18 protein-coding genes and 1 other RNA gene are annotated in these 25314 nt (G+C 46.0%); 5 read left to right on the forward strand and 14 right to left on the reverse strand.

Annotated features, from left to right (window positions below; translation table 11 throughout):
- Nucleotides 1-14: 14 nt before the first annotated feature.
- From S2091_RS02015 to rnpB, 7 genes are all read right to left on the reverse strand, one after another.
- A complete protein-coding gene (locus S2091_RS02015) occupies nt 15-1394 on the reverse strand; it encodes a UDP-N-acetylmuramoyl-tripeptide--D-alanyl-D-alanine ligase (RefSeq protein WP_105530085.1) in 1380 nt (459 codons plus the stop codon).
- Nucleotides 1391-2959 (reverse strand): UDP-N-acetylmuramoyl-L-alanyl-D-glutamate--2,6-diaminopimelate ligase, encoded by a 1569-nt coding sequence (locus S2091_RS02020; RefSeq protein WP_105530086.1) that lies wholly within the window; start codon nt 2957-2959, stop codon nt 1391-1393. The genes S2091_RS02015 and S2091_RS02020 overlap by 4 nt, the downstream gene beginning before the upstream one ends.
- Nucleotides 2959-4719 (reverse strand): peptidoglycan D,D-transpeptidase FtsI family protein, encoded by a 1761-nt coding sequence (locus S2091_RS02025; RefSeq protein ID WP_105530087.1) that lies wholly within the window; start codon nt 4717-4719, stop codon nt 2959-2961. The genes S2091_RS02020 and S2091_RS02025 overlap by 1 nt, the downstream gene beginning before the upstream one ends.
- Nucleotides 4716-4997, reverse strand: coding sequence for a cell division protein FtsL (gene ftsL / locus S2091_RS02030; protein WP_105530088.1), 282 nt, complete (start codon nt 4995-4997; stop codon nt 4716-4718). The genes S2091_RS02025 and ftsL overlap by 4 nt, the downstream gene beginning before the upstream one ends.
- On the reverse strand, nt 4994-6004 hold the full coding sequence (gene rsmH, locus S2091_RS02035; RefSeq protein WP_105530089.1) for a 16S rRNA (cytosine(1402)-N(4))-methyltransferase RsmH: 1011 nt from the start codon (nt 6002-6004) through the stop codon (nt 4994-4996). The genes ftsL and rsmH overlap by 4 nt, the downstream gene beginning before the upstream one ends.
- 10 nt (nt 6005-6014) lie before the next feature.
- Complete coding sequence (locus S2091_RS02040) at nt 6015-6443, reverse strand: division/cell wall cluster transcriptional repressor MraZ (protein WP_105530090.1); 429 nt, start codon at nt 6441-6443, stop codon at nt 6015-6017.
- A 450-nt stretch (nt 6444-6893) separates the two neighbouring features.
- Nucleotides 6894-7253: RNase P RNA component class A (gene rnpB, locus S2091_RS02045), an RNA gene on the reverse strand.
- Nucleotides 7254-7323: 70 nt separating this feature from the next.
- On the opposite strand from rnpB, the gene S2091_RS02050 reads away from it, so the two are divergent.
- Complete coding sequence (locus S2091_RS02050) at nt 7324-9084, forward strand: thiamine pyrophosphate-binding protein (protein ID WP_105530091.1); 1761 nt, start codon at nt 7324-7326, stop codon at nt 9082-9084.
- A gap of 17 nt (nt 9085-9101) precedes the next feature.
- On the opposite strand, the gene S2091_RS02055 is transcribed toward S2091_RS02050, so the two are convergent.
- Nucleotides 9102-9866: an arylamine N-acetyltransferase family protein gene (locus S2091_RS02055; RefSeq protein ID WP_105530092.1), complete on the reverse strand. Its 765-nt coding sequence runs from the start codon at nt 9864-9866 to the stop codon at nt 9102-9104.
- Nucleotides 9867-10029: 163 nt separating this feature from the next.
- Between S2091_RS02055 and S2091_RS02060 the strand changes: the two genes are divergently transcribed.
- Nucleotides 10030-11463, forward strand: coding sequence for a polysaccharide deacetylase family protein (locus S2091_RS02060; RefSeq protein WP_105530093.1), 1434 nt, complete (start codon nt 10030-10032; stop codon nt 11461-11463).
- Here S2091_RS02060 and S2091_RS02065 read toward each other — a convergent pair.
- The gene (locus tag S2091_RS02065) at nt 11423-12331 is read right to left on the reverse strand and encodes a LysR family transcriptional regulator (protein WP_105530094.1); all 909 of its coding nucleotides are present in this window, start codon (nt 12329-12331) and stop codon (nt 11423-11425) included. The two genes, S2091_RS02060 and S2091_RS02065, sit on opposite strands and share 41 nt — an antisense overlap.
- 129 nt (nt 12332-12460) lie before the next feature.
- Here S2091_RS02065 and S2091_RS02070 point away from each other — a divergent pair, with 129 nt between their 5' ends.
- On the forward strand, nt 12461-13111 hold the full coding sequence (locus tag S2091_RS02070; protein WP_105530095.1) for an NAD(P)-dependent oxidoreductase: 651 nt from the start codon (nt 12461-12463) through the stop codon (nt 13109-13111).
- A 52-nt stretch (nt 13112-13163) separates the two neighbouring features.
- Here S2091_RS02070 and S2091_RS02075 read toward each other — a convergent pair whose 3' ends face one another.
- The 3 genes from S2091_RS02075 to S2091_RS02085 form a co-directional block, all read right to left on the reverse strand.
- Nucleotides 13164-15173, reverse strand: a complete 2010-nt coding sequence (locus S2091_RS02075) for a BCCT family transporter (protein WP_105530096.1) — start codon at nt 15171-15173, stop codon at nt 13164-13166.
- 269 nt (nt 15174-15442) lie between these two features.
- A complete protein-coding gene (locus tag S2091_RS02080) occupies nt 15443-19102 on the reverse strand; it encodes a DUF748 domain-containing protein (RefSeq protein ID WP_105530097.1) in 3660 nt (1219 codons plus the stop codon).
- Between the two features lie 243 nt (nt 19103-19345).
- Nucleotides 19346-20884, reverse strand: coding sequence for a peptide MFS transporter (locus tag S2091_RS02085; RefSeq protein WP_207769584.1), 1539 nt, complete (start codon nt 20882-20884; stop codon nt 19346-19348).
- Nucleotides 20885-21326: 442 nt separating this feature from the next.
- On the opposite strand from S2091_RS02085, the gene S2091_RS02090 reads away from it, so the two are divergent.
- Nucleotides 21327-22172 (forward strand): undecaprenyl-diphosphate phosphatase, encoded by an 846-nt coding sequence (locus tag S2091_RS02090; RefSeq protein ID WP_105530099.1) that lies wholly within the window; start codon nt 21327-21329, stop codon nt 22170-22172.
- A 121-nt stretch (nt 22173-22293) separates the two neighbouring features.
- Here S2091_RS02090 and S2091_RS02095 read toward each other — a convergent pair whose 3' ends face one another.
- Nucleotides 22294-24597 carry an OPT family oligopeptide transporter gene (locus S2091_RS02095; protein ID WP_105530100.1) on the reverse strand — a complete coding sequence of 768 codons (2304 nt, stop codon included), beginning with the start codon at nt 24595-24597 and terminating at the stop codon, nt 22294-22296.
- Nucleotides 24598-24737: 140 nt separating this feature from the next.
- Nucleotides 24738-24932: a DUF1653 domain-containing protein gene (locus S2091_RS02100; RefSeq protein ID WP_105530202.1), complete on the reverse strand. Its 195-nt coding sequence runs from the start codon at nt 24930-24932 to the stop codon at nt 24738-24740.
- A 34-nt stretch (nt 24933-24966) separates the two neighbouring features.
- Here S2091_RS02100 and S2091_RS23930 point away from each other — a divergent pair, with 34 nt between their 5' ends.
- Nucleotides 24967-25182, forward strand: a complete 216-nt coding sequence (locus S2091_RS23930) for a hypothetical protein (protein WP_165794883.1) — start codon at nt 24967-24969, stop codon at nt 25180-25182.
- Nucleotides 25183-25314 lie beyond the last annotated feature (132 nt).

Here is a 25314-nt window from a genome sequence, read left to right on the forward strand (position 1 = left end):
TTTTGAATTTAGTTTTAATGCTGTGCATTTAATAAATGCACCACTACTCGTTCCATTTTCATGAAACGCGACCCTTTGATTAATACGGTAGAACTACTAGTGAGACTGGTATCCAGGTTTTCTAACAGAGCTTCAATTTTTTCAAAATGCTGTGCAGCGTTGCCAAACGTCGCGCTGCTATGACAAGCCAACGTACCCAAGGTATACAAAACATCTATGCCCTGTTGCTTGGCATACATCCCAATTTCATCATGGTAAGCCGGCCCATCTACGCCAACTTCACCCATATCACCCAACACTAATATTTTCTGTCCGGTTGCTTGTGCTAATACATCAATCGCGGCACGCACCGAGTCAGGGTTAGCGTTATAAGTATCGTCAATCACGACCGCTGAATTGTGTGCCTGCTTTTTTTGCAGTCGGCCTGAAACCGGTTTGAAACTTTGCAAACCGGCGACGATGGCATCATTGCTGCATCCAATTGCATGGCAACTAGCGATAGCAGCCAATGCGTTATGTACACTATGCAAACCAGCAGCTGCCAATTCAATTTCAACTGGCGCACTTCCGATTTGAACTTGCAACGTACTACCAAAATCGGTTGCCTGATGAGTTGCAGAAATTTCAGGCGATGATGTCCCGTGCTGACCAGCCAAACCAAAGCTAATTACTTTTCGGCTGCCTGCGTAACTACGCCACAAATCACTGTACTCATCATTGGCAGGAAATACTGCAACGCCATCAACCGGCAAGCTCAAAATCACCGCGCCATTTTCTTGCGCAACAGCTTCTACGCTTTGCATGAATTCCTGATGCTCGCGCTGTGCGTTATTGACTAAACCAACGGTAGGTTGAGCAATGGCGGCTAACTGGGCAATTTCACCGGGATGATTCATCCCAAGTTCAATCACCGCGGCACGATGCTGATCATTGATACGGAAAATCGTTTGCGGAACACCAATGTCATTGTTTAAATTACCTTGCGTTGCTAATGCAAATTGGCCGCCAAATGCAGCAGTCAATATGGCAGAGATCATTTCTTTAACGGTAGTTTTTCCATTACTGCCGGTCACAGCAATAACCGGCAACGCAAACTGCGAACGCCAATAGTGCGCAATTTCACCCAAAGCCAAACGGGTATCTGGAACCACCAATGCAGGCAAAGAAAAATTAGCTGGAAGTCGCTCAGCCACTACGGCCGCCGCGCCAAGCTTTATCACATCGTTTAAAAAATCATGCGCATCAAAATGCTCGCCGCGCAAGGCAACGAATAAACAACCAGGTGTAATTTTCCGACTATCCGTTACTACTCCGTCGAAACTGACATCCAGTGACTCTATCAACTGACTAAGGCAAGTTACGCTGTTTTTTAGCTGCGCTAAATTTGCTCTCATACAGCGCCTCCCTTATTTACAAATTTAGTCGCCAAATCCGCGAGTGCAATGTGTGCATGGTCGATATCTGAAAAAGGTAATTTTTTACCTTTAATTTCCTGATAAGCCTCATGGCCTTTGCCTGCCAATAAGACCACATCATTTTTATCAGCATGCTTAATCGCATACAGAATAGCTTTTGCCCGATCGGGTTCCATCATTGGAACTGGGGTTCTATTGGCGGTAAATCCGGCAGCAATTTGCGACAAGATGTGCTCTGGCTCTTCATTGCGCGGATTATCACTAGTCGCAATAATTTCATCGGCAAGTTCAGCAATTTTGCCCATTTCAGGACGCTTACCCGGGTCGCGATCACCGCCACAACCAAATACGCACCACAATTTTCCTTGCCGTTGTTGCGCGACTTCTTTTAAATTAAGCAGAGTTTTTTCTAAGGCATCCGGCGTATGTGCATAATCAATAATCACCAAAACACGTCCCGGCGCACTCAATTGCTCCATCCGTCCAGCGACTGACGTTAACTGCTCTATCGCATGAACTGCGTCGCGCCATGCTATGCCTTTAGCGAACAGGGTCGCTAATACAGCAAGCACGTTGCTGACATTGAAACGGCCTATCATTTGCGTTTTAATTACACCGGAGCCGAATGGGGAATCCAAATGGAAACTAGTGCCGCCATGATAATTACGTAAATTACTAGCTCTTAATACGGAAACCTGTTCACCGAAATCAATGGCTGCATCAACCGTCGACTCAACGGTATAACCAAGTACCTGTGTACCGCGTGTTTTACATAGTTGAAGCAGGCGCAAACCGGCAGCGTCGTCAAAATTAAGCACTGCTGCTGTTAAATTCGACCATTCAAACAGCTTGGTTTTAGCGGCTTCGTAGCTCGCCATATCACCGTGAAAATCAAGATGGTCGCGCGTGAAATTTGTCAACACCGCAACATCCACATGCATGCCATTCATCCGGCCTTGTTCTAACCCAATACTTGACGCCTCAATGGCTATTGCCGCAGCGCCCAGATCACGCTGGGTGGCTATTTTTTGCTGTAATTGAATTGCATCCGGAGTTGTAAAACCAGTGACATCAAATTCACCGGCCCTTCCATTTTTAACCAGACCGACACCCAGAGTTCCGACCACACACGTTGGCGTTCCTAACAATGACATGGCGCGTGCCAGCCATTGAGTGCAAGAAGTTTTTCCATTGGTGCCAGTAACAGCAACGGTAAATAACGTTGCGTCTGGTTGGTTTAAATAGCTGCTGGCGATAAAGCCGGATTGCCACAACAAGTTAGCCACAGCAAAATGCGGTAAATTCCACTTGGCATCCCAAGTAAAATTCAGCTCTTCATAAACCACCGCACAAGCACCTTGCGCAATGGCTTGCTGTATATAATTGCGACCATCTGCATTACCAACCGGATAGGCGAAAAATACATCGCCAACTTGCACTTTGCGAGAATCGGAAACTAAATTAAGCGTAGTTGCTGGAGCCAGATTTTGCAGCCATTGCACTGTGTTCATTACTACTGGGATTGTTTTTTGAAAATTATCCATTACATTATGTCTCCCAAACCGTTATCTGGAAGCACGCTAGTTACACTGGTATCTGGTGGCACATTTAAAGTACGTAAGGCATTGGCGGTGATGCTTGAAAACAGTGGTGCAGCAACGGTTCCGCCATAATGCCCGATGGATGGATCGGGTTCATCCACCATAACGGCAACAATAATGCGAGGGTTAGAAACTGGTGCAAAGCCGCAAAACGAGGCGATGTATTTCTTCACATATTGTCCGTGCTCTACTTTATAGGCGGTTCCGGTTTTACCCGCCACACGATAACCAGGGACTCTGGCACGGATCGCACTGCCTCCCGGTCCGGTTACGGTTTCCAGCATCATGCGCATGGTTTGTGCAGTTTTTGCCGAAATAATGCGTTCGCCCACAGGAGGTTGACTGACCTTTTGCAAGGACAGCGGAATCAATTCGCCATCGCGAGCAAAAATTGTGTACGCATGTGCTAATTGAATAGTAGAAGCAGTCAATCCATGGCCGTAGCTCATAGTCGCCTGTTCGATTGGCTTCCAAGTTTTATAATTGCGTAAGCGTCCAGTTGCGGTTCCTGGAAAATTAAATTTTGGCGCCTGGCCAAAACCCACCTTGGTAAACATTTCCCACATTTCTTGCGCAGGCATTTCCAAAGCAATTTTTGCCGTGCCGATATTGGATGATTTTTCAATAATTTGCGCCACGGTCAACGCCGCACTTTCATGCGCATCGCCAATCGTCGCTGTGCCGATAGTCATTCTTCCCGCAGTTTGAAAAACAGTCTCAGGGGTGACCCGATTAGTTTCTAACGCTAAAGACACGGTAAATGGCTTCATCACCGAACCTGGCTCATACGCATCCGTCATTACCCTATTGCGTAGCTGTGCGCCGGTTAATTCTGAACGTTGATTTGGATTGTAAGAAGGCAGGTTTGCCAGGGCTAAAATTTCACCTGTCTGAACATCAATGACAACCACGCCACCCGCTTTGGCTTTAAATTTTTCGATTGTTTCTTTGAGCTGTGCATAAGCTAAATATTGAATTTTGCTGTCTATCGACAATACCAATTCTTTTCCATCGTGCGGTTCATTCACGGCGCGCAGATCTTCAACTATACGTCCCAAGCGATCTTTAATAACACGGCGGCTGCCCAACTTACCCGCCAAGCTAGCTTGCTCCGCCAACTCCATTCCCTCTTGACCGGCATCTTCTACATTGGTGAAGCCAACCACATGCGCCATTGCTTCGCCTTCGGGGTAAAACCGTTTGTATTCTTTGCGCGTTTGAATCCCGCTAAGATTGAGTGCAACGATTTTATCGGCGGTGGCTTGCTCAACTTGCCGTTTAAGGTAGACAAACTGGCGATCTGAATCTAATTTTTTACGCAGATCAGCTTCGCTCATTTCCAGCAAAACGGCCAATTGTTGAATTTTTTCTTTAGGTTCCGCCAGCACATCTTCCGGAATTGCCCAGATCGCTTTGACTGGCACGGAGGACGCCAGAACCAATCCGTTTCTATCGGTAATTTTTCCGCGCGTTGCCGGCAACTCTAATGTCCGCGCATAACGCGATTCACCTTGCTTTTGCAAAAAATCGGTACTCACGGCTTGCAGCCAAAATGCGCGGCAAATCAAGGCTACAAATCCAATAAACAACGCAAACATCACCAAACGCGAACGCCAGGCCGATAGCTTTAAGGCTAGCACCGGATTCATAGAAAACGGCACTCCTTTAGCATTGGCGTTACGCGAATTTGGGCCTTTAGTCATCGTGTTTGCTTGCTATCCACAGTTATGTATTGCGTGCGGTCAGGTGTCACTGGCACCATATTTAAATCTTTAATTGCGCTTGCCTGGATACGTTCATGCTTACCTAAACCAGATTGATCAAGCTGTAATTGCGACCATTCCACGTCCAATTGGCGCGCTTCTGTTTGTGACCGTTCTAATTCAATGAATAAATGGCGAGCCTGATATTGGGTTCTCACTAAAATCAGCGCACAAACCATTAATGCCAACAACAAAACCACATTTAAACGACCGCTCATCTTGCCTTCCCTGCACTTTCAGAGGCAGGGTCAGCTAAGCGCAATGCAACCCGCATAATGGCGGAACGGGCACGTGGATTAGCTGCCACCTCATCATCACTTGGCTTGACTCTGCCGAGCAATTTCATTTGCGGCTGCGGCAGATTTTCTGAACGTATTGGCAAGCGTCGGTCAGGTTGTTTCAGCAACACTTTGGACGCCATGAATTGCTTCACAATCCGGTCTTCCAAGGAATGAAAACTAATCGCCACCAATTTGCCATCGGTCGCTAATAATTCAAACGCTTGGGTTAAGCCGCTTTCAAGGTCTTCAAGTTCCTTGTTGATGAAAATCCGGATAGCCTGGAAGGTACGAGTGGCCGGATCCTTACCTTTCTCACGCGTTTTGACGGCACCTGCCACGAGTTCGGCAAGCTCTCGTGTGCTTGAAATTGGTGCGAGCTGTCGGCGAGCAGTAATCGCCTTTGCAATCTGAAAAGCAAACCGTTCTTCCCCATAATTTCGTATTACCTCCTCTATGTTTTTTTCCGTCGCCGTATCTAACCAGGTTGCTGCCGACATACCGCGCGTGGTATCCATGCGCATATCGAGCGGACCATCTGCGCGAAAACTAAAGCCACGGGTTGCGTCGTCCACCTGTGGTGATGAAATTCCTAAATCAAGCAATACGCCATCCACCTTATGAACGCCGCGCGCATTCAGTTCTTCCTGCATCGTCGCGAAACTGTTATGCACAATGGAGAAACGGGGGTCGGTGATTTGATTGGCGTTTGCTATCGCTTGCAAATCTTTATCGAAAGCGATCAGGCGCGCGCCTGGTGCTAATTGTGAAAGTAATAATCGGCTATGGCCGCCGCGCCCAAAAGTGCCGTCTATATAAATGCCATCACTTTTCAGTGGCTGCAAGGCAGCAATTGCCTCATTTAGCAGCACTGTGCTGTGGGCAAATTCGGAATTTTCTGTTGAAGACGACGAGCCAGTTTGTATTGTTGTAGAGGGAGTAGTCATGCGTCCCTCGTTAGAATGAAAAATTGCTGAGCACGTCAGGCATGCCAGTAGCGACGGCTTGGGCTTCGCTCTCTGCTAATTTTTTGGCGTCCCACACTTCAAAGTGCGTTCCCATGCCCAACATCATCACGTCACGGGCAAGCTCCACCGCACTACGTAATTCAGGCGCGACCAAAATCCGGCCAGCGCCATCCATGTCGACATCACAGGCATTACCCAAAAATATACGTTGCCAGGCACGTGCCGACATCGGCCACGCAGCAATTTCGGTACGATGCGCGTCCCAAACCGGGCGCGGGAACAGCAGAATGCAGCCGTGCGGATGGCGCGTTAAAGTAACGCGGCCTTCGCACTGCATTAAAAGTGCGTCACGATGCTTGGCGGGAATAGTCATCCGGCCTTTCACATCGAGAGTAAGTGCTGACGCGCCTTGAAACACGGGAAACCTCTTATTTGCAATGATGGAGTTATTTATTGACGTATGGAAACTTTACATAAATCTCCCACTTAAATACACTTTTTAACACTATCACCCACTTTAGATGATGCAATTGGCGTGGTCAAGCAAAATAAAGCTAAAAACACGAATTTCTACAATGAAGTCAAGGACTTAGCGAATATTGCCAAATTACTTAATATTTAAAATAGTGCATAAAATTAAGTACTTAGCAAATACTATGAAAGTTAAGGATTAGCTATACACATGGTTATAGGGTTTTTAAGCGGATTATTAAGCGGCAAAAACATGAAGGATGGAGTGTTGCTGCGGAGTTTGTTGGGAGCAGATATTCTATTACTTTAAGGCAATATTCCCTGCAAAAGCAGGTACTTACTATGTAACTCAAGGGCTTTTACATAGGCCTATGTTTTCTAAATTCTAAAATTAAAAAAGTGAAGCAAGCCGATAGGCCGGATTCTGTTACGACACGCCGCAGTTATTGCTAACCACCTTGTGTTATGACAGTCATTCCTCTAGGCCTTGAATTACTCCAAGGCTCAAGCTTTCTACCCGCACGCTCCGCGAGCCGCATCAAAGCGTGCCTATTTGAAATTGCTCCGAGTGGAGGTTACCGCGTTTCACCGTAACTTAATACGCTCGTCTCTGTGGCCCTATTCCTCACCTTATACCTTACGGCTTTCAGCGGACGGCCGTTAACCGTCACCCTGCTCTATGGAGTCCGGACCTTCCTCCCGTCTCGTTGCTTTTGCGAACAAAAGCAACAAAACCAGCGACTGTCTGGCTTGCTTCGGGCGAGATTCTACCATCGATAGTCACTTTTCTGGTAGCGTAACGTCTTTTCATTACAAGCAAAAACACTATGTCTAGCCCTACTAATGCCTTAAATTCAACATCTTCCGCTTCGCGTTCTGGCGGTCAGTTAATCGTCGATGCTTTACAAATTCACGGTGTTGACACTATTTTTGGCGTGCCGGGCGAAAGCTATTTGCCAGTACTAGATGCATTGCATGAGCATAAAAATAATGAAAGCAATATAAAAAATCCCATCCGTTTTATCATTAACCGTCAAGAAGGTGGTTCGGCATTTATGGCCGAGGCCTACGGCAAACTGACCGGCAAACCCGGCATTTGCTTTGTAACCCGCGGCCCCGGTGCCACCAATGCCTCTATCGGCGTACACACCGCTTACCAGGATTCCACGCCGATGATTTTATTCATCGGCCAAGTCGGTAATGATTTTGTCGAACGTGAAGCGTTTCAAGAAATTGATTACCGCCGCATGTATGGCCAGATGGCGAAATGGGTCGCGCAAATTGACCGCGCTGATCGCGTGCATGAATACGTGGCTCGCGCCTTTCAGGTTGCCACTAGCGGTCGTCCGGGCCCAGTTGTATTGGCACTGCCTGAAGACATGCTCTCGCAGCTCGTCGAAGTAGACAAGATTCCTCAAGTACGCCATTACCAAACCGTGCAAGCCGCGCCAAGCAACGCGCAAATGAACGAATTAAGCAGCCGCCTGGCAGCAGCCAAACGTCCGATAGTCATCCTAGGTGGGGGCGGCTGGAACAAAGCCGCTTGCGACAACCTGCAACGTTTTGCAGAACAACAAAAACTACCGATTTCGTGCGCATTCCGCTTCCAGGATTTATTCGATAATCAGCACCCTAATTACGCCGGCGATGTCGGCATTGGCATTAACCCAAAACTGGCAGAACGGATTAAACAGGCAGATTTAGTCATCGCCATCGGCCCACGTTTAGGCGAAATGACCACCAGCGGTTACAGCATTTTAGAAGCGCCGGTACCAAAACAAAGTTTGATCCACATTCACGCCGATGCCTTAGAACTAGGCCGCGTCTACCAAGCCGATATGCTCATCAATAGCGGCATGCCGCAAATTGCCGAAGCGTTGGCAGCATTACCAACACTTGATTCCAGCGCATGGCAAGCCAGCGTAGAAACAGCGCGCGCCGACTACATCGCCAACCAGGCACCATCGCCTATTTTCCAAAACAACACACACCCGCTGAATTTGTGGCAAGTAGTGCAAGAAATGAGCGCTCAAGTGCCAGCTGACACCATCATCACCAACGGCGCTGGCAATCACACAACCTGGGCACATCGTTACTACCGCTACGGCGCCATGCGCACCCAGTTAGCGCCTACTTCCGGCGCAATGGGCTACAGCGTTCCGTCAGGTATTGCCGCAAAAATCACCCATCCGGAACGCACCGTCATCACCTTTGCCGGTGACGGTGAATTCATGATGAACGGACAGGAACTCGCCACCGCCGTTCAATACCGCGCTGGCGTGGTGATTATCCTGTTCAACAACGGCATGTTCGGCACCATCCGCATGCATCAAGAACGCGAATTTCCTAACCGCGTAGTCGGCACAGAGCTGCACAATCCCGATTTCGCGGCCTTGGCGCGCGCTTATGGCGGCTCAGGTGAAGTCGTTACACACACGGAAGAATTCGGCCCAGCGCTACAACGTGCGTTAGCCTTCAGTCGTGAAAACAGCCTACCTGCTTTAATTGAATTACGTTATGACGGGAATTTGATTACGCCGGGTGCGACGTTAGAAGCGATACGTCAGGTAGCGTTAGGCAATAAGTAGTAAGTAATTAAAACGGCTTACTCAATCAGCCCAAACTCCTCACGCAGAATCGTGGCACGGTTTTCTGTTGTGAGGAATTGCTTTTCTTGCTGGCCGTTTTCCAGTTTTTTGAATGTGTTCCCAAACAAAATTTTTCGACCATTAGGGCTGCATAACACCACCAATAATTTTCTAACAAATATGGAATCACGGTGAGTTGAATTGTAATAATTTGCTGCAGCAAAATCGGCCCAAATTTGCGGGGCAAGTTCAAAAGCATATTGCTCGTCCCAGCCGTTAGCGGTATGAATTTTCACTACCATTTCATGCTCGGTTTGCAGACTTAACATGAATAAATCACCGTCCTGACAGACAGATGTATCAAGTAGATTCAAGCGCAGTGGCGCGCGAATCCCATAGCCGCCAAAACCCAAATCACACAACCATTTTTCACCTTTTAATAGCACGATAATTGCCATATGGGTTTTGGGTTTAATACCACCGTGCGAAATGGGTCGGGCTGCTACAAAATAATAGGGAATTTCTAAAGCGTCCAATGCCATCGCAAATAAGCCATTCACTTCATAGCAATAACCGCCACGCTGACGATGCACTATTTTTTCGACAATATCGCTGGGATGAAGGGAAATGATTTTTCCGGCTTGCACATCGAGATTTTCAAATGGGACGGAAAAAAGTTGGCAGCGCATCATTTCCGTCACGGTCGCCATGGTAGCTCTGGCTTCGCCTTGGAAATGAATTCGATTGAAATATTGCTCAAGCGAGAAAGAGGTTTTTTTCATGATGTTGTGTCTATATTTAAGTTACTCAAATAAGGTACGCAAACAATGAATCAACAGAACCACTATCAATCTTTGAAAATCTAGCTATGATGGCTACTTGCTTAAACACTCAGCTTAAACACCTAGTTCCAACTGCCCTTTCACATTTTAACTACACTATTACATGTTCGCCTTAATTTCAACATCAACAACAAAAAAATGGCTTGCCGGCTTGGTTTGTGGCGCTTATTTAACACTTTTATGCACGGCACCACATGCGCAAAATAGCCAGCCACCTGCATCCATGTCTACCGACGTACAGACCTTAATCAATAACTACCGCCGTATTCTGGCTCTACAAGAGCTGAGCATTAGCGCCAATGCCGCGACACCTAAACACCAGGAAGCGGTACGGATAGGTGAATATTTATTTATTGAAAATCAACATCTATCTACCTCTATTACTGAGCGCTTATTAGTACATCCGCAACATGGCACTCAAACCGATATTGATGATTTTTTAACGGCATTAAATAATCCGGCATTACAAGATGCCGATCTGTTTGCAGTACGCAGCATCGTGACCGAGGTTGCTAAAAAAGGGCAGCTAAGTTCGGCGCAAGGAAAACAAATACGCGCTGTTTTAAAAAACCTGGCAATCGCACACAATAAATACGGGCAAGAATTGAGCGTCGTATTAAGCCAGAAAACCATTACTCAATCCAAACCGGAACGACCAGCCTGGGCCGCTTATATCGCCGAAATCGAAAAAGAATACCCACCAAATACAGTATTAGAAGAATTAGGTCATGCCATCCCAAACCAGGAACAGCAGGCTACGCCATCGGATAAAACGGCGGAATTAGTTGCGCAAACGCGTGCCAATGAATGGCAAGGTTTGCAGCTTGAAAAAGGCACAGTGTTGCTAACGTTTGATGACGGCCCGCATCCGGTTTATACCAAAGAAATTTTAGAAATTTTAGCCCGCTATAAAGTAAAAGCGATCTTTTTTCAGCTTGGTCAAAACTTAGGCACAGTCACCGATGGGCATGCTGAATTAACCCGCAATGAAGAGGTTGAAAAAGAAATTTTGAACGCCGGACATGCGATAGCCAACCACAGTTTTACGCATCCGTTCTTACCTAAATTAGATCAGGCGCAAGTACAGCAAGAGATCGACAAAACCCAAGCCTTATTGGACTTAATTATTCCTGAAGATGCACATCGCACCCACATGTTCCGTGCGCCGTACGGAGCACGTAATTCCATGATATTGGGTGAAATCGGCGAACGTGGCTTACGCTCAGTGCTGTGGAATGTGGATTCGCTTGACTGGTCTGATCCAGTGCCGGAATCGATCGTGCACCGTATTTTGCAAGAGCTGGAACACGCAGGGCGCGGTATTATTTTGATGCACGATATACACCCAAAAACCGTGATCGCGCTGCCGATGTTACTCGATGAACTGATTAAACGCGGTTACCATTTTGTGCAGTGGGATGGTGAAAAATTAGTTGCAACAGTACGGGAAAATCCAGCGACATCTGCTCCTGTTGCCAATCCCGCCACCGCAATTCCTATGTCTTCTGAATCAAATAATTCCGGTAAAAATCAATAAACGCCCTCACCTTTTGAGGTACGTGCCGGCCAGCTGGATACACTGCATAAATTCCCCCTTTGGGCAGTGTCCAGTCTGGCAGCAGGCGCTTTAGGTGCCCTTCTTCAATATCTTGTTGCACGCTGCGCTGATCCAGCACAGAAATCCCGGCATGATTACGTAACACCGTGCGCAAGGCATTCGGTGAATCCACCTTAAAATGCGACTTCACATGAATTTGCACTTCCTCACCCGCTTTAGAAGTGAATTGCCACGTCAGCGGTGTTTTCATCAGCGTCAAGGCAACCCAGTCTAATTCAGCCAACTGCTCAGGGTGTTTAGGTACTTTATTGCGCCGTAAATATTCTGGCGACGCCACCATATATTGTTCAAATTCACCTAGCTTTAAAGCGTGCATGGAAGAGTCGCGCAACCAGCCGATGCGAATAGCCAAATCAACGCCCTCGCCAACCAAATCTAGCACCCGGTCACCAGTACGTAAATCGATCTGTAATTTGGGATGGAGCGCCGAGAATTGCGCCAACGCAGCCCCTAATGATTGAGTGGCATGATCTACCGTCGTCGAAATACGTAAAGTGCCGATTAATTCAGTTTTTACCGATCCATATTGATTCAGCGCTTCCTGCAATCCGCGCAACAATGGCTGGCATTCCTGATGCAAACTTAGCCCGGCATCGGTCAAGATAACTTTGCGCGTTGTACGGGTAAATAAACGTGTACCCAAGCTGGCCTCCAAACGACCAATTTCCAAGCTCACCTTGGCGCCAGCCACACCTAAACGCTCCGCTGCCGCAGTGAAGCCACCGCTTTCTACTACGGCGTCAAAGATCACCAAATCATTCAAATCAATCTGCCCGGGTAATGACATAGCTGCCTCATTAATTAGAATTTCATAATAATGAATTATGCAATCATCCGTTTATCTAATCAATTAAATCGATCAAGATGTGCACACTGTTTCAAACTTAATTCACTTAAATAACTAAGGACTTACATCATGAAAATCATCTTAATCGGCGCTAGCGGCTTTATCGGTTCTGCTTTATTACAAGAAGCGTTATCTCGTCAACATCAGGTAACGGCGCTGGTTTCTAATCCGGCCAAAATCGCGGCACAAGCTAATCTGACCATCGTCGCAACGAATGTAAATGACACAACAGCACTGACTGAGCAATTGCGCGGCGCAGATGCAGTTATCAGCGCCTTTAGCGGTCACGCCCAAGCGGATGTGTATGAGTATTATGTAAAAGGTGTTCAATCAATTATTGCCGCAACCAAGGCGGCAAAAACAGATAAAAAATCACCGCGGTTATTAATGGTGGGCGGCGCAGGTAGTCTGGAAGTGGCTCCTGGTTTGCAAGTGGTAGATACACCGTCTTTTCCCGAACAATGGAAAGCAACCGCAGAAGGTGCACGCCAAGCTTTAACTTTATTAAAACAAGAAACCGAATTAAATTGGACGATGTTAAGTCCTGCAGCGCATATAGAGCCTGGACAACGCACCAACCAATTCCGTCTAGGTTTGGATCAGTTGCTGGTGGATGCGAAAGGTGAGAGCCATATTTCTTTGCAAGATTATGCCGTCGCGATGTTGAATGAATTGGAAAATCCAGTCCATACACGCCAGCGTTTTAGTATTGCGTATTAAATTATTCTGGGAAGCTGCTCAGCACACGGTTGCAGGTAACCGTGTGCTTTTGTTACTGATGGCTAGGTGCCTGCTGCAGCAACTGCGCCTGCGCATTCATAGAAAGACTTAGGTGACGTTCGTACTGCTTCAATATATCGGCCAATAATTCCTCTTCCGAAAAATACTGAATGTCATAGCCTTTACGCCCATCGGCAAAGTAGGTGGTTGGCTCATAGGTTTGCGCGTTGGAGGAAGCTGGCAAAGCGTCATTGTTCAACGCAAAAGCGGGGATTTCTTTAGCAACACATCGCACGCCATAAACAAAGTCACGCAAGCTGGTTTGCGCTATTTTTAGCTGTACACTTCCGTCTCCATTCACCATCACTTCCGCTTGCACAGCACCTTTTGCAAATTCTTGCTGCATGGTGCGCATGGCAGGTTGCACCATTTCATTCATAAACGTTTGCGTTTCAACTTGGCCCGCCTGATGCAAAATTTGCGCTAAGCGGCGTTTCCAATGTTTGCCGGTCCAAAAATTGCTGGCGTAAGACAGTTTTTGCTGTGAATGCAACGCATCTGCCTGCAAACCGCGCAACAAGCCAACGCACAGCAATAACATCACAAACCCAAACGGCAAGGCCGCAATTAAGGTCATTGCCTGCAATGCTTTTAAACCGCCAGCAGACAGCAAACAACAAGCGACCAAGCCAATTAACGCAGCCCAAAACAAGCGTTGCCAAATCGGTGAATTCGTGTTGCCGCGGCTGGCAATGTTATCAATAACAAACGCACCGGAATCTGCTGATGTCACAAAAAATACTGCGATCAATAACACCGCAACAATCGAACTGAGCGCCGAAAAAGGTAGATAACTAAAGAACTGAAATAACAATGCATCTACATTACTAGCGGTGGCACCCAAGGCGCCGGCAGCGACATGCGTATCTATCCAAATCGCTGAATTACCAAACACCGTCATCCACATAAAATTGAATAAAGATGGAACCAGCAATACGCCGACGATGAATTCACGTATCGTTCGTCCGCGTGAAATACGCGCAATAAACATACCGACAAATGGCGACCAGGAAATCCACCAGGCCCAATATAAAATGGTCCAGTTACCAAACCAACCGGCGGATTTTGTCGGCTCGTAGGTGTAATTACGGAAGGTCATTTCTACGATGCTGGATAAATAATCGCCCAGATTTTCACTAAAGCTACCCAGCAAATATAAGGTAGGGCCAACCGCCAGCACAAAACCCATTAATACGATGGCGATCAACAGGTTAATTTCACTAAGTATCCGTAATCCCTTACCTAAACCAGAGGCCGCAGAGATTCCGGCTAACACCACCACAACCACAATTAAACCAAGCTGAAAACTGAGGTCGCCAGTATGCCAACCCGTCATATTGCCCAGGCCAGCCGACAATTGTTTAACGCCATAACCAACGGTGGTGGCAATCCCGAAAATGGTGCTACATAGCGCGAACACATCAACGGCATGTCCCCACGGGCCGTTGATACGCTCTTTTAAAATCGGGTATAAACCGGAACGTATGGTCAATGGCAAGTTATATCTGAAGCCAAAATACGCCAGCACCAATCCAACTACGCCGTAAATTGCCCATGCATGAAAACCCCAGTGAAAAAAGGTCATGCTCATGGCTTCGCGCGCACCTGCCGGTGTTCCGCCAGCAGCCAATGGTGGTGTTAAATAATGCTGTAATGGTTCACCCACGCCAAAGTACATTAAACCGACACCCATGCCAGCGGCAAACAACATCGCCATCCAGGAAGTGAAGGGAAATTCAGGCTCGGCATCATCCGGACCTAAGCGAATTGCGCCATATTTACTCATGGCGATACCGATTAACAACATGAGAAAAAACGCAACTAACAGCGTATAAAACCAGGAGAAATTGAAGGTAACCCACGACTGTGCGCTGGCAAACCAATGTTCTGCTGCGCTAGGGTTGATGATGGAAATAACGACCAGCAAGCTCACAAAAACCAAGCTTGGGATAACGACAGGCCAACTAAATGTGGTTCGCTTTGATGGGCTGTTCACAGGCATTTAGTGCTCCTTTTAAAGCAAAGAAAGAACATTACTACAAAAATTAATATTTCGTCAATTTTTATAGTCGTACCTCAGCATATTTTAACTACATACACTGAATAACCCTTACTTATTGATGGGGCTAACGTGCGCTGCATAAAACATATTTTTAGCCATGCTGAAAGCTATATAAATGGTTAATTTTTACAAAAAAACTGGGGAGTATATTCCCATGCGGATTTTGCCGACAAAACGAACAATGCAACAAAATCCGCTCAAATCCCGCACTACATTTTCAGCTCAAAATCAACTCGCGTCACAGCACCTTTATCTTTAATATCGTCGCCATTTAATTTCGGTGCAATCGAAAACATCCGATCGGCACCGACATGGTTTGTGACGCTTAAATAGTTTTGCACGGTTGCCTCGCGGCGAACGGCCAGAGCACGAATATCATCTTCGCTGATCTTGGTATTGCTAATAATTAGGCTCTCCATTTCTGCAGTCGGTAGTGATTTGGCAAATCCAATCATATTGCGCGGCTTGTCAAATTTAGCCGCAGAATAAATTTTATCAATGGCTTTTGCGCGCTCAGCGTCAGAGAGAGGCTTCGTATCGGCATCTACCGCAGCGGCATCACTTTCTTCTTTCACATCTTTAGATTTTTGAATTTGCTTAGCCAACATCGCAGTACGCAAACCTGAAGTATCTGCAGTTAGATCAGCACGACCGATAATATCGAGCTTTAAATTAGGATGTTGTTCCAGCGCTTTAGCAAGGCTATCCAGTTTAGCTTTACTGGCATCGGTCAGCTTGGCCGAGCCTGAAGGAAACTCAATATATGCCAGCTCTTCACCACCGGAAAAAGAATGCGCTAACAAAGAAAATGGAGAAGTGATTACTTTACCGATCAGGTTAATAAACACTTTAAAAATCAAACCACCGATGGAAAATTCCGGGTCATTAAGCGTGCCAGAGATCGGTAAATCCAAATTAATTTGCCCATTTAAATCCGTCAATAAAGACACTACAAAAGGAACTGGCAAGTGCGTTGCATCAGGGCCGTCGACTTTATCACCGAAAGTAAGCTGATCAATTTTGAGCGTGTTATTCGCCGCTAATTGATTATTTTGTATGTGGTATTGCACATCCAGCGACAACTTGCCTTTGATAATCGGATACCCTGCATATTTCGCTGAATACGCCGTCAAACGCGGTAAATCAACGCCACTGGCAGTGAGTTTAATATCAAGCAACATGGGCGTAAAAAGCGGATTCAAACTACCAGAAATAGCGATTGGCGCGTCATTGTCTATCTTACCGTCCAAATTAATCGGCGCAGCTTGCGCAACGTTGGAATGAATCGCACCGACACTACCTTTCATCCCTGTCATACGCATCGAGTAATGTGGTTTGATGAAATTATCGGTGTAATTAATTATTCCGTTATTAAAATTAATTTGCCCAATATTGATGATGGGAGAATTGGCTGGAGCTGGAGCTGCGGCTGGAGTTGAGACTGACGCTGTAGCAGTAGTTTGCGGCAAAATTACCGGCTGTGGCTTAGCGTCTGTTTTGATATCTGTTTTAGCATCAGCCTTTGCGTCAGCTTGCTGATGCACCACGATATTTTGCAAATTCAATTTACCTTGCTCAGATAAAATCGCCCGTGCATAGAAATCGGTTAAGTCAATTTTGCCTAAAGTAATACTCTGTTGCTGGCCACCCAGAGCAACATTAATCCCGCCGATTTCCAGCATTTTCCACTTCAAAAAGTCATCCGAATTTTCTTTGTCCTGGGTACGTAAATTCGCCAACTTCAACAGTCCTTGGTATGTAACTTCACTCGGCGCCTTCCATGCCAACTGCCCTTTGGTGCTGACGGAACCGGTCGCCAAAGTGATGTTGAGAAACTCGGTAAAGTAAGGCTGCAACGCGGCAAGTGCAAAATTTTGCACCTCGACTTTTAGTTGCATGGCTTTTTCTGCTACAGAACCTTGCACTGAAAATTTGCCCGATTTATTTAACGTGGCACGCATCGTCATATTGATCGGCTGAGCAAACTTGCTGGTAACGTGTTCCAACTGTGCCTCGACTGAATCGGCGCGGATACTCACCGCAGGCTGTACTGATTTATCGCCAAAGACAAAATTACTGTCAGTGAGTGCAATTTGATTTATATCGGCTTGCCATTCTGGTGATTTAGCTGCTGGCTTAGTTACTGACTTAGTTGATCCTTGCGCAGCCGGTTGCACTTCATTTTTAGCTGCCACTTTCTTCAACATGTGACTAAAATTCAATCCACCATCAGCACCACGGAAAATATCTCCCTGTACATGCTCTAGCTGAATTTGTTCTATCTTGGCTTGTTTGGTTTCAGTGTTCAACGCCAATTTTTCAATGGCGATTTTTTTCGCCGACATGCCACCATATTCGCTCTTGGTCGCTTGCAGTTTTAAATCTTCCAGCGCACCTGAAAATTCACTCAAACTGAGGTTGCCATTTTTGGCTTCTATCTGAGTTTGCAGCGACAGTTTTCCAGACACATTCGCCGCCATGATCCGGTTAACATAAGGCTGATAATCAGCCAGCGCTAAATCAGACAACGTTAATTGACCCGCAACAGCTGCATGCGTAGCATCAACCGTGCCGACAAAATGCACTTGCTGCTGCCCGGCTTCACCAAAAGACCAGCTTAATTTGGCTGGATTGGCTTTCTCGTTAGTTGAAATTTTTTGTGCATCGACATTAACGTTAGCGAGTTGCAGCTCCATGGTTGGCGTCGCATTTGCCGCATCAGACCAATGCACTGTCCCGTTTTTCAACTGAAAATGCGCCAGATCAAATAATGGTTTGCTCGTGTTTGCTGCACTGACATGTTCTGGTTCAGCTGTCTTTACAACTACCGTTTTTTTATTGGTTTGCAATGCCAGCCAATTCAACATGCCTTGCTGATTTAATCCGGCCCAAACTTGTGGTTCTTTTATTTCTAACGAATCCAGCGCGACATTATCGGTGACTAAATTGGCCTCGTGGATATTGACATTAATTGCCTGGGCTTTAAATAAAGGTGCGCCAGCCAGATCAGCCATCGCTACATCAGTCAAACTGGCAGTGCCTGACAGGTTAATATGCTCAGCGTCTTTTTGAGCAGAAAAATTCAAGGTCAAATTGGATGAAAATTTAGCGGAACTTACCTTAAATGGCAATGGCGTAGGTGAGAATGCAATTAACTGAGTCAAGTCGAATTGGTTAAAATCTATCGCCAAACTAGTTTCATGGGTAATAAAAAATGGCTTACTGCGGCCTTTTAATTCAAACAGACTACCATTTATTTTTGCCGACAAACTAGGCTCAACAAACGCGTCAATGGCACCAGTGAAATTAGATAAAAAAGGCAGCCCAATAGTTAATGCATCGATCTGAATTTGTTTGCCAGCGATTTGATCATCTAAATGAATCGCGCCATTATTCAATTGAATATTAGAAACCGAGTAGCGCAGCGGCTCACCCGTACTTGGATGCTCAGCCAAACGTGCAATCACATCGCTAAAGTTAGTCACTTCCTGACCATCATGCTGGCTACGCACCAACTGCAACGAAGGGTGCGTCAACACAACTTCACGCACAATAGGAGCCAAGCGAAATACCGAAGCAGGCGAAGCTTTTAATAACAGGTTATCAGCTGAAAAAGCCGGTGTTTTTTTGTCTGCTTCATAAAGAACAAAATGAGATACCTGAACAGTGAGAGTAAAGGGATTAAATGCCACTTCACCCACTTTAAATTGCCGCCCAGTCGCAACTTCCACTTGTTGTTCTAAGGTTTTTTTAAGATAGGAAGGAACCGTCAGCCAACTAATCAATGCCAATAATAGAACAACACAGATACCCGATATGAACCAACGCAATAGACGCGAAGATCTACTAAAAGTAAGTATATTTTTCATTTTTGCAATTTAATTTAGGGTAAAACTCAGGAAGGGGATAGCTGCAGCATAGGTGCAAATACAGACAGATGTAAAATTATACCGTGTATTTTTATTAATTCACAGAAACTATATATCTTTAGAACAGAATATTAGGAAGAATAGTCTAGGTTCTATCTTTATGGAACTAAAATTCGCGTCAATAAAATAATAGGGGCGCCCACAAAGGAGCGCCCCTAACACTGCATTAATTACTCTAACTAATTAATGTACACCGTGCATTTTACGCAGCATCCATTTATTGATCAGCATCATCCCCAAACCTGCACCGATCGGTAACAGGGTAAAAATCAGGAAGAAGGTGCTGAGTGAATAGGTGCTTGAAATTTTATCAATGAAACTTCCAGTCATACCAGCTAAATAGTTGGCAATCGCGGTCATCACAAACCACACACCAAACATCAAACCCAATAAACGGCTAGGAGCCAATTTACTGATGTAAGACAAACCAACAGGTGAAACACAAAGTTCACCCATGGTGTGGAATAAATAGGCCAACACCAACCAGATAATACTTACCGAAGCAGTTTTTGCGCCGCTAGGAATGCCTGATGCACCATATGCCAGCACACCGAAGCCGATACCTAACAAAATCAAGCCAGTCGCAAATTTAATCGGGCCACTTGGTTTCCAGTAGTCTTGCCACAATCTTGAAAAGAATGGAGCTAAGATAATAATAAAAAATGAATTTAAAATACCGAACCAGGTTGCTGCAATTTCAGATTTATCGGAGGCAAATTCACGGCCCAGCATCCAGATCAACAAGCCCCAAACTGCGGCAAAGCACGTAAAAATCAAGAAATTAGACAAGGGGTAACGTTTAACTGTCGCGCGCGACAAGGTGAATAAAACCCAAGTCAACACCATCGTCGGTATGACCAGCAATAACGTGTTAACCACTTTAAAAATCATTCCCGTTGTACCTTCCAACGTGCGATCTGTATAGTCGGCGGCAAAAATTGTCATGGAGCCGCCAGCTTGCTCAAACGCCATCCAGAAGAAAATAGTTACTGCAGAAAAGATCCCGATGGCGATTAAACGATCACGCACGATATGCGCATGCTCTTCTACTTCTGCAACAGCGATCGGTGCATCTTTAACCACGCCACCGATATTGCCAAAGACACCTTGCACAAAATAAAACTGCAATGCGCCCAAAACCATGAAAAATCCTGCCAAACCAAAACCATACGACCAAGAGATTTTTTCACCGATGTAACCACACAGTGCCATGCCAAAAAACGCGCCTGAGTTAACACCCATGTAAAACAAGGTATAACCCGCATCGCGTTTTTCATCTTCCGCTTCACCTTTGCCGTATAACTGACCAACAATGGTGGAAATATTTGGTTTAAATAAACCGGTACCTGCGACTAATAAAGCCAGGCCCAGATAAAACGTGGCGTGTGTCTCCAACGTTAAACAAATATGTCCGGCACTGATAATAAAGCCGCCAATCACAACCGCCTTACGTGCGCCCAATACTTTATCGGCAAGATAGCCACCCAAAATACCGGTCACATAAACCCAGAATGTATAGCTGCCATATAAGCTTAATGCGTCGGCACGCTCCCAACCCCAGCCACCTTTTGCAGTACTGCTAATCAAAAATAACACCAGCAAGCTACGCATGCCGTAGTAAGAAAAGCGTTCCCACATTTCAGTAAAAAACAGGAAGAACAAGCCTTCCGGATGGCCCATAACGGACGCCTGTGCTGGATTTGCGCTAGGTTGAGTATTCAACGTTGTATCCTCTAAATTGAATTATTTAATCGCTGTTCGCTTTTATGATTTCCGTTGGACTTGGTCAGCCCAATTCGTTGTCTAGTTTTAAACGGGTTTCCTCTGTCGCTCTGCTTTGCTCAGGTTATGCGCATTAAAAGAGAAATCAGAAAACCAAACACAATCTGTTTTGCCAGTAACCAGGTCAGGTACGCCCCAGTTAATAGACGCGGAAAGATACCATGAAAATAGTCAAAATCTGCATGTAAGTTATGGTTCAGTGCAGCAAATTTATTGTTTTAGCGCGGATATATTCATTATTTACAATACAATTTCATTTTTTTAGCCAGCGCGGGCAGTATCTGTCGCGCTATTAGATATAAAATGGCAACCCAATGTGTCGAACTAAACCAGCGCATTTGCTCCCTCCATTCACTTAACATCACTTACTAAATTCATCTTTATGGACTTATTTCAAATTTTAATTCTCGCCGTTATTCAAGGCGCGGCAGAGTTGCTGCCAGTATCGAGTTCTGCCCATGTCATCATGGCGGAAAAAATGATGGGCTTAGATCCAACCTCTCCGGAAATGACCCTGTTACTGGTGATGCTGCATACCGGAACCATGTTTGCGACCATCGTGTATTTTTGGAGTTCATGGAAAAAAACATACTTTGAATCGATAGCGGCCTTTCGTTTAAATGTACTCTACCTGGTAGCTGCGACCGGGTTAACCGGCATTGTTGGATATGGCTTACAACAAATCATTAAGTATGTATTCGTTGCAAACCCTTCTGAATTTGAAATTGAGCATTTATTTGGAAGCGCACCGTTAATGGCAACAGCATTGGCATCGGCTGGCTTATTAATTATTGGCTCATCACGCATTAAAGAAAAACCTGAAGGTCAAATGAGCTTGAGGAGCGCGCTCATCATCGGCGCAGTACAAGGATTATGTTTGCCGTTCAGAGGTTTTTCACGTTCAGGTGCCACCATCTCTACCGGTTTGGTGGTTGGTGTTGCGCGGCGTAAAGCGGAAGAGTTCAGTTTTGCGCTGGGTGTGGCAATTACTCCTGCGGTAGTCGCAAGAGAAGCTTATCGCGTTTATCAAGCGCAACTAGCTGTCCCTGCAGCGCACACCGATTGGATAATGCACTTGGCTATGCCTAGCTTGCTTGGACTGGTGTTTAGCTTTTTAGCCGGCTTAGTTGCTTTGCGCTGGTTGTCACGCTGGTTAGAGCAAGGTCGCTGGTATTTTTTTGGCGGCTATTGTTTAGTGGCGGCGGTTGTGGTGTTGGTGGTCGGTTAATTCAACAACGTTCAATGACATAAAAAAACGCGCCATGCGGCGCGTTTTTCTCATTATAATTTACAGTAAAGATAAAGGGATGTAGCCTTCATTAGCCACACCTTCTTGTATTGCTAATTTCTCAAACTTCTTTCTTCTCGCGCCCCACCCAATACAGCAACAACACAATCACCGCATACGGTAGCATCGTCAGTAAATCGGAATTGGCACCTTCAAAGAAAGGATTATGCAGCGTGGCCCAGTCGGTTAATTTTTGATCAAAATTAGTCATTACGCCAGCCGTAATCGCGATCAAAATCCCGGCTAATGCGCCACCGGCGATATAACCAGATGCTAACAATACACCGGGACTACGGTCACCGACTGCTTGTTTTTCATCTTCCGTTAAATGCTGGTTTTTGGTCATTTTATTGCTGCGTCTATCAACTAGCCAACGCACCATACCGCCGACAAAGATTGGCAGAGTCGAGGACAAAGGTAAATACACGCCCACCGCAAAAGCCAATGAAGAAATACCGGACATTTCTAAAATAACGGCAATCATCACGCCGAATAACACTAATTCCCATGGCAGCTGACGATCTAAAATTCCTTTAATAATGTAGGACATCAACACCGCTTTAGGCGCATCGAATTTCTTAACTTCGCTGCCATCTGGACGTTTGGTATGAGTACCGTTAATACCCGGATCAACCAGGTAAACCAACTTCCCGCTGTTATCCACCAGATATTTACCTGACGGGCCGCCTACTTCATCGCTTTTGCGCCAGACTTTATAGGTATTGCTGTCGGTTGCGGCTTGTGGGCCTTGTAACTTGGCTGTGTCGGTTAAAGTGCTGGCATCAACAACAATGCCTGGCGCTACTTCGGCGGCTGGCACATACACCGTGGCTGAGTCATTTAATTGCAACAGTATCGGGCCTAAAATCAGAGCGGAAGATAACGCACCAATCAAAATAGCGTATTGCTGCAAGCGCGGTGTTGAACCGACTAAAAAACCGGTTTTTAAATCTTGTGAGGTCGTGCCTGCGTTACTCGCTGCGATACAAACAATGGCACCAACTGACAGCGCGGTGACGTAATAACGATTACCGGTCCAACCCATTAACAAGAAAATCAAACAGGTAAATAACAGGGTTGCCACGGTTATGCCAGAGATAGGATTCGATGAAGAACCGATCTCGCCAGTTAAGCGTGAAGAAACGGTGGAAAATAAAAAACCAAACACAATAATCAGCAACGCGCCCAGTAAATTCATGTGCAGCGGAGTCGATAAAGTGATTGCAGTAATAATGACCAAACCGCCGATTAATACCCACTTCATCGGAATATCCTGATCAGTGCGCAGCACTTCCGATGCCTGCCCATTTTTTGCTTTGCCGTTCGCGTTACCATTCATTCCAGGTATAGATAGGCCCGACAGACCAGCCGTTAAACTGCGCCAGATAGTTGGCATCGCACGCGCCAAGCTGACCAAACCGCCGGTAGCGACTGCACCAGCGCCTATATACAGAATATAAGCGCTGCGAATTTCATCTGGGCCCATTGCGCTAATAAGCTTAAGTCCTGGCGCAACCGGCACAGTTAACGCATCGCCAAAAAACTTAATCATTGGGATGAGAAGCAAATACGACATCACACCACCTGCGGCCATCACTGAGGCAATTTTTGGTCCGATGATGTAACCCACGCCTAATAGTTCGGGAGATACTTCGGCACCTAGCGAGCCTGCTTTAAGCGGGGCGCCAAAAATGAAGTTTGGCGTATCTTTCCAACCTTTAAACGCAACGTTAATGCACTTATAAAGCAGCCCAATCCCAAATCCGCCGAAAATAATAAAGGCGCGTTTGTTATCGGCTTTGAGCTCTGCTTCGTTAGCCGCTGCATCACCCGGTTTAACCAAGCCAGCCGCAACCCGTGAAGTTTCAGTAGCCGCCGCTTTGAGCACTTCAGCGCACGCTGTACCTTCAGGGTATTTAAGTTCTTTATGCTGCTCCACAATCATGGTGCGGCGCATAGGGATCATCATCAAAATACCGAGCAAACCGCCCAAGACGCCGACCAGCATGACCCGTGAGATTTCCAGGTCAAAACCTAAAATCAAAATCGCCGGCATCGTCACGCCTAAACCGAACGCAATAGATTCCCCGGCTGAACCTGCCGTTTGGGTAATACTATTTTCAAGAATCGACGAATCTTGTCCGCCTAATTTTTTAGTCAGGCGAAATAAAGTAATTGCAATAACTGCAACAGGAATCGAAGCACTTACCGTCAAACCGACTTTAAGCACCAAATACAGTGAAGAGGCACCAAATACCATACCTAAAACTACACCCATGATGACGGCGCGCAAACTAAATTCAGGAAGTTGCGCATCAGCCGGGATATACGGCTTTACTGCGTTTGATTGAGAAGGATTGGACATAAGCAGACGAGTGAAAACTGAACGAACCAGCGAAGCCGAAACTATCGCACAACGTTGCCAAGAAGAAAAGGAATTTGATGACCTGTGCGGCACTGTTCTATGCTGCGCCGCACAATTGAGGTACTTACCGCGAGGCAGCGTTAACTAATCAACGCAAACCGAGGAATTTTTTGCCCTTGATGCTCAATTTCCTCAAAAAACACGTTTTCAGGCCGAGTCCAGATAGTCCCATTCGCCGCCCGATAAACAATCATCTGTATGCTTGGATCCGATTCGAGCGTTGCGCTACAAATAAATTCGTAGATACCGCCTTTATAGTGTTTGTATTTTTTCATATTCATTTAATTTATGCGCAAGCTGCGCTAGTTGATGGGTATTGCTGTTGAAGTTGCTGTTGAAGTTGCTGTTGAAGTTGCTGTTGAAGTTGCTGTTGAAGTTGCTGTTGAAGTTGCTGTTGAAGTTGCTGTTGAAGTTGCTGTTGAAGTTGTTTTTGAAGTTGCTGTTGTTTTTGACTTTGAACTACCTCCCATTCTGACGCTGCCGGTTAATTTAGCTAAAAATGGATCAGAAAGGTTCGCTGTTTGAGCGTAGCGAGTTTCGAACTTTTCCCATTTTTAGTTAAATTAATCGGGAATTCAGCGGCAGTGGGTCGCCTTTTTTGGCTTACACTTTTTTGGCGAAGCAAAAAAGGTAAGTAGCTGGCGGGCTACCCCCGCC

Origin of the sequence: Solimicrobium silvestre, from assembly GCF_002976435.1 — a bacterium.
Lineage (GTDB): Bacteria > Pseudomonadota > Gammaproteobacteria > Burkholderiales > Burkholderiaceae_D > Solimicrobium > Solimicrobium silvestre.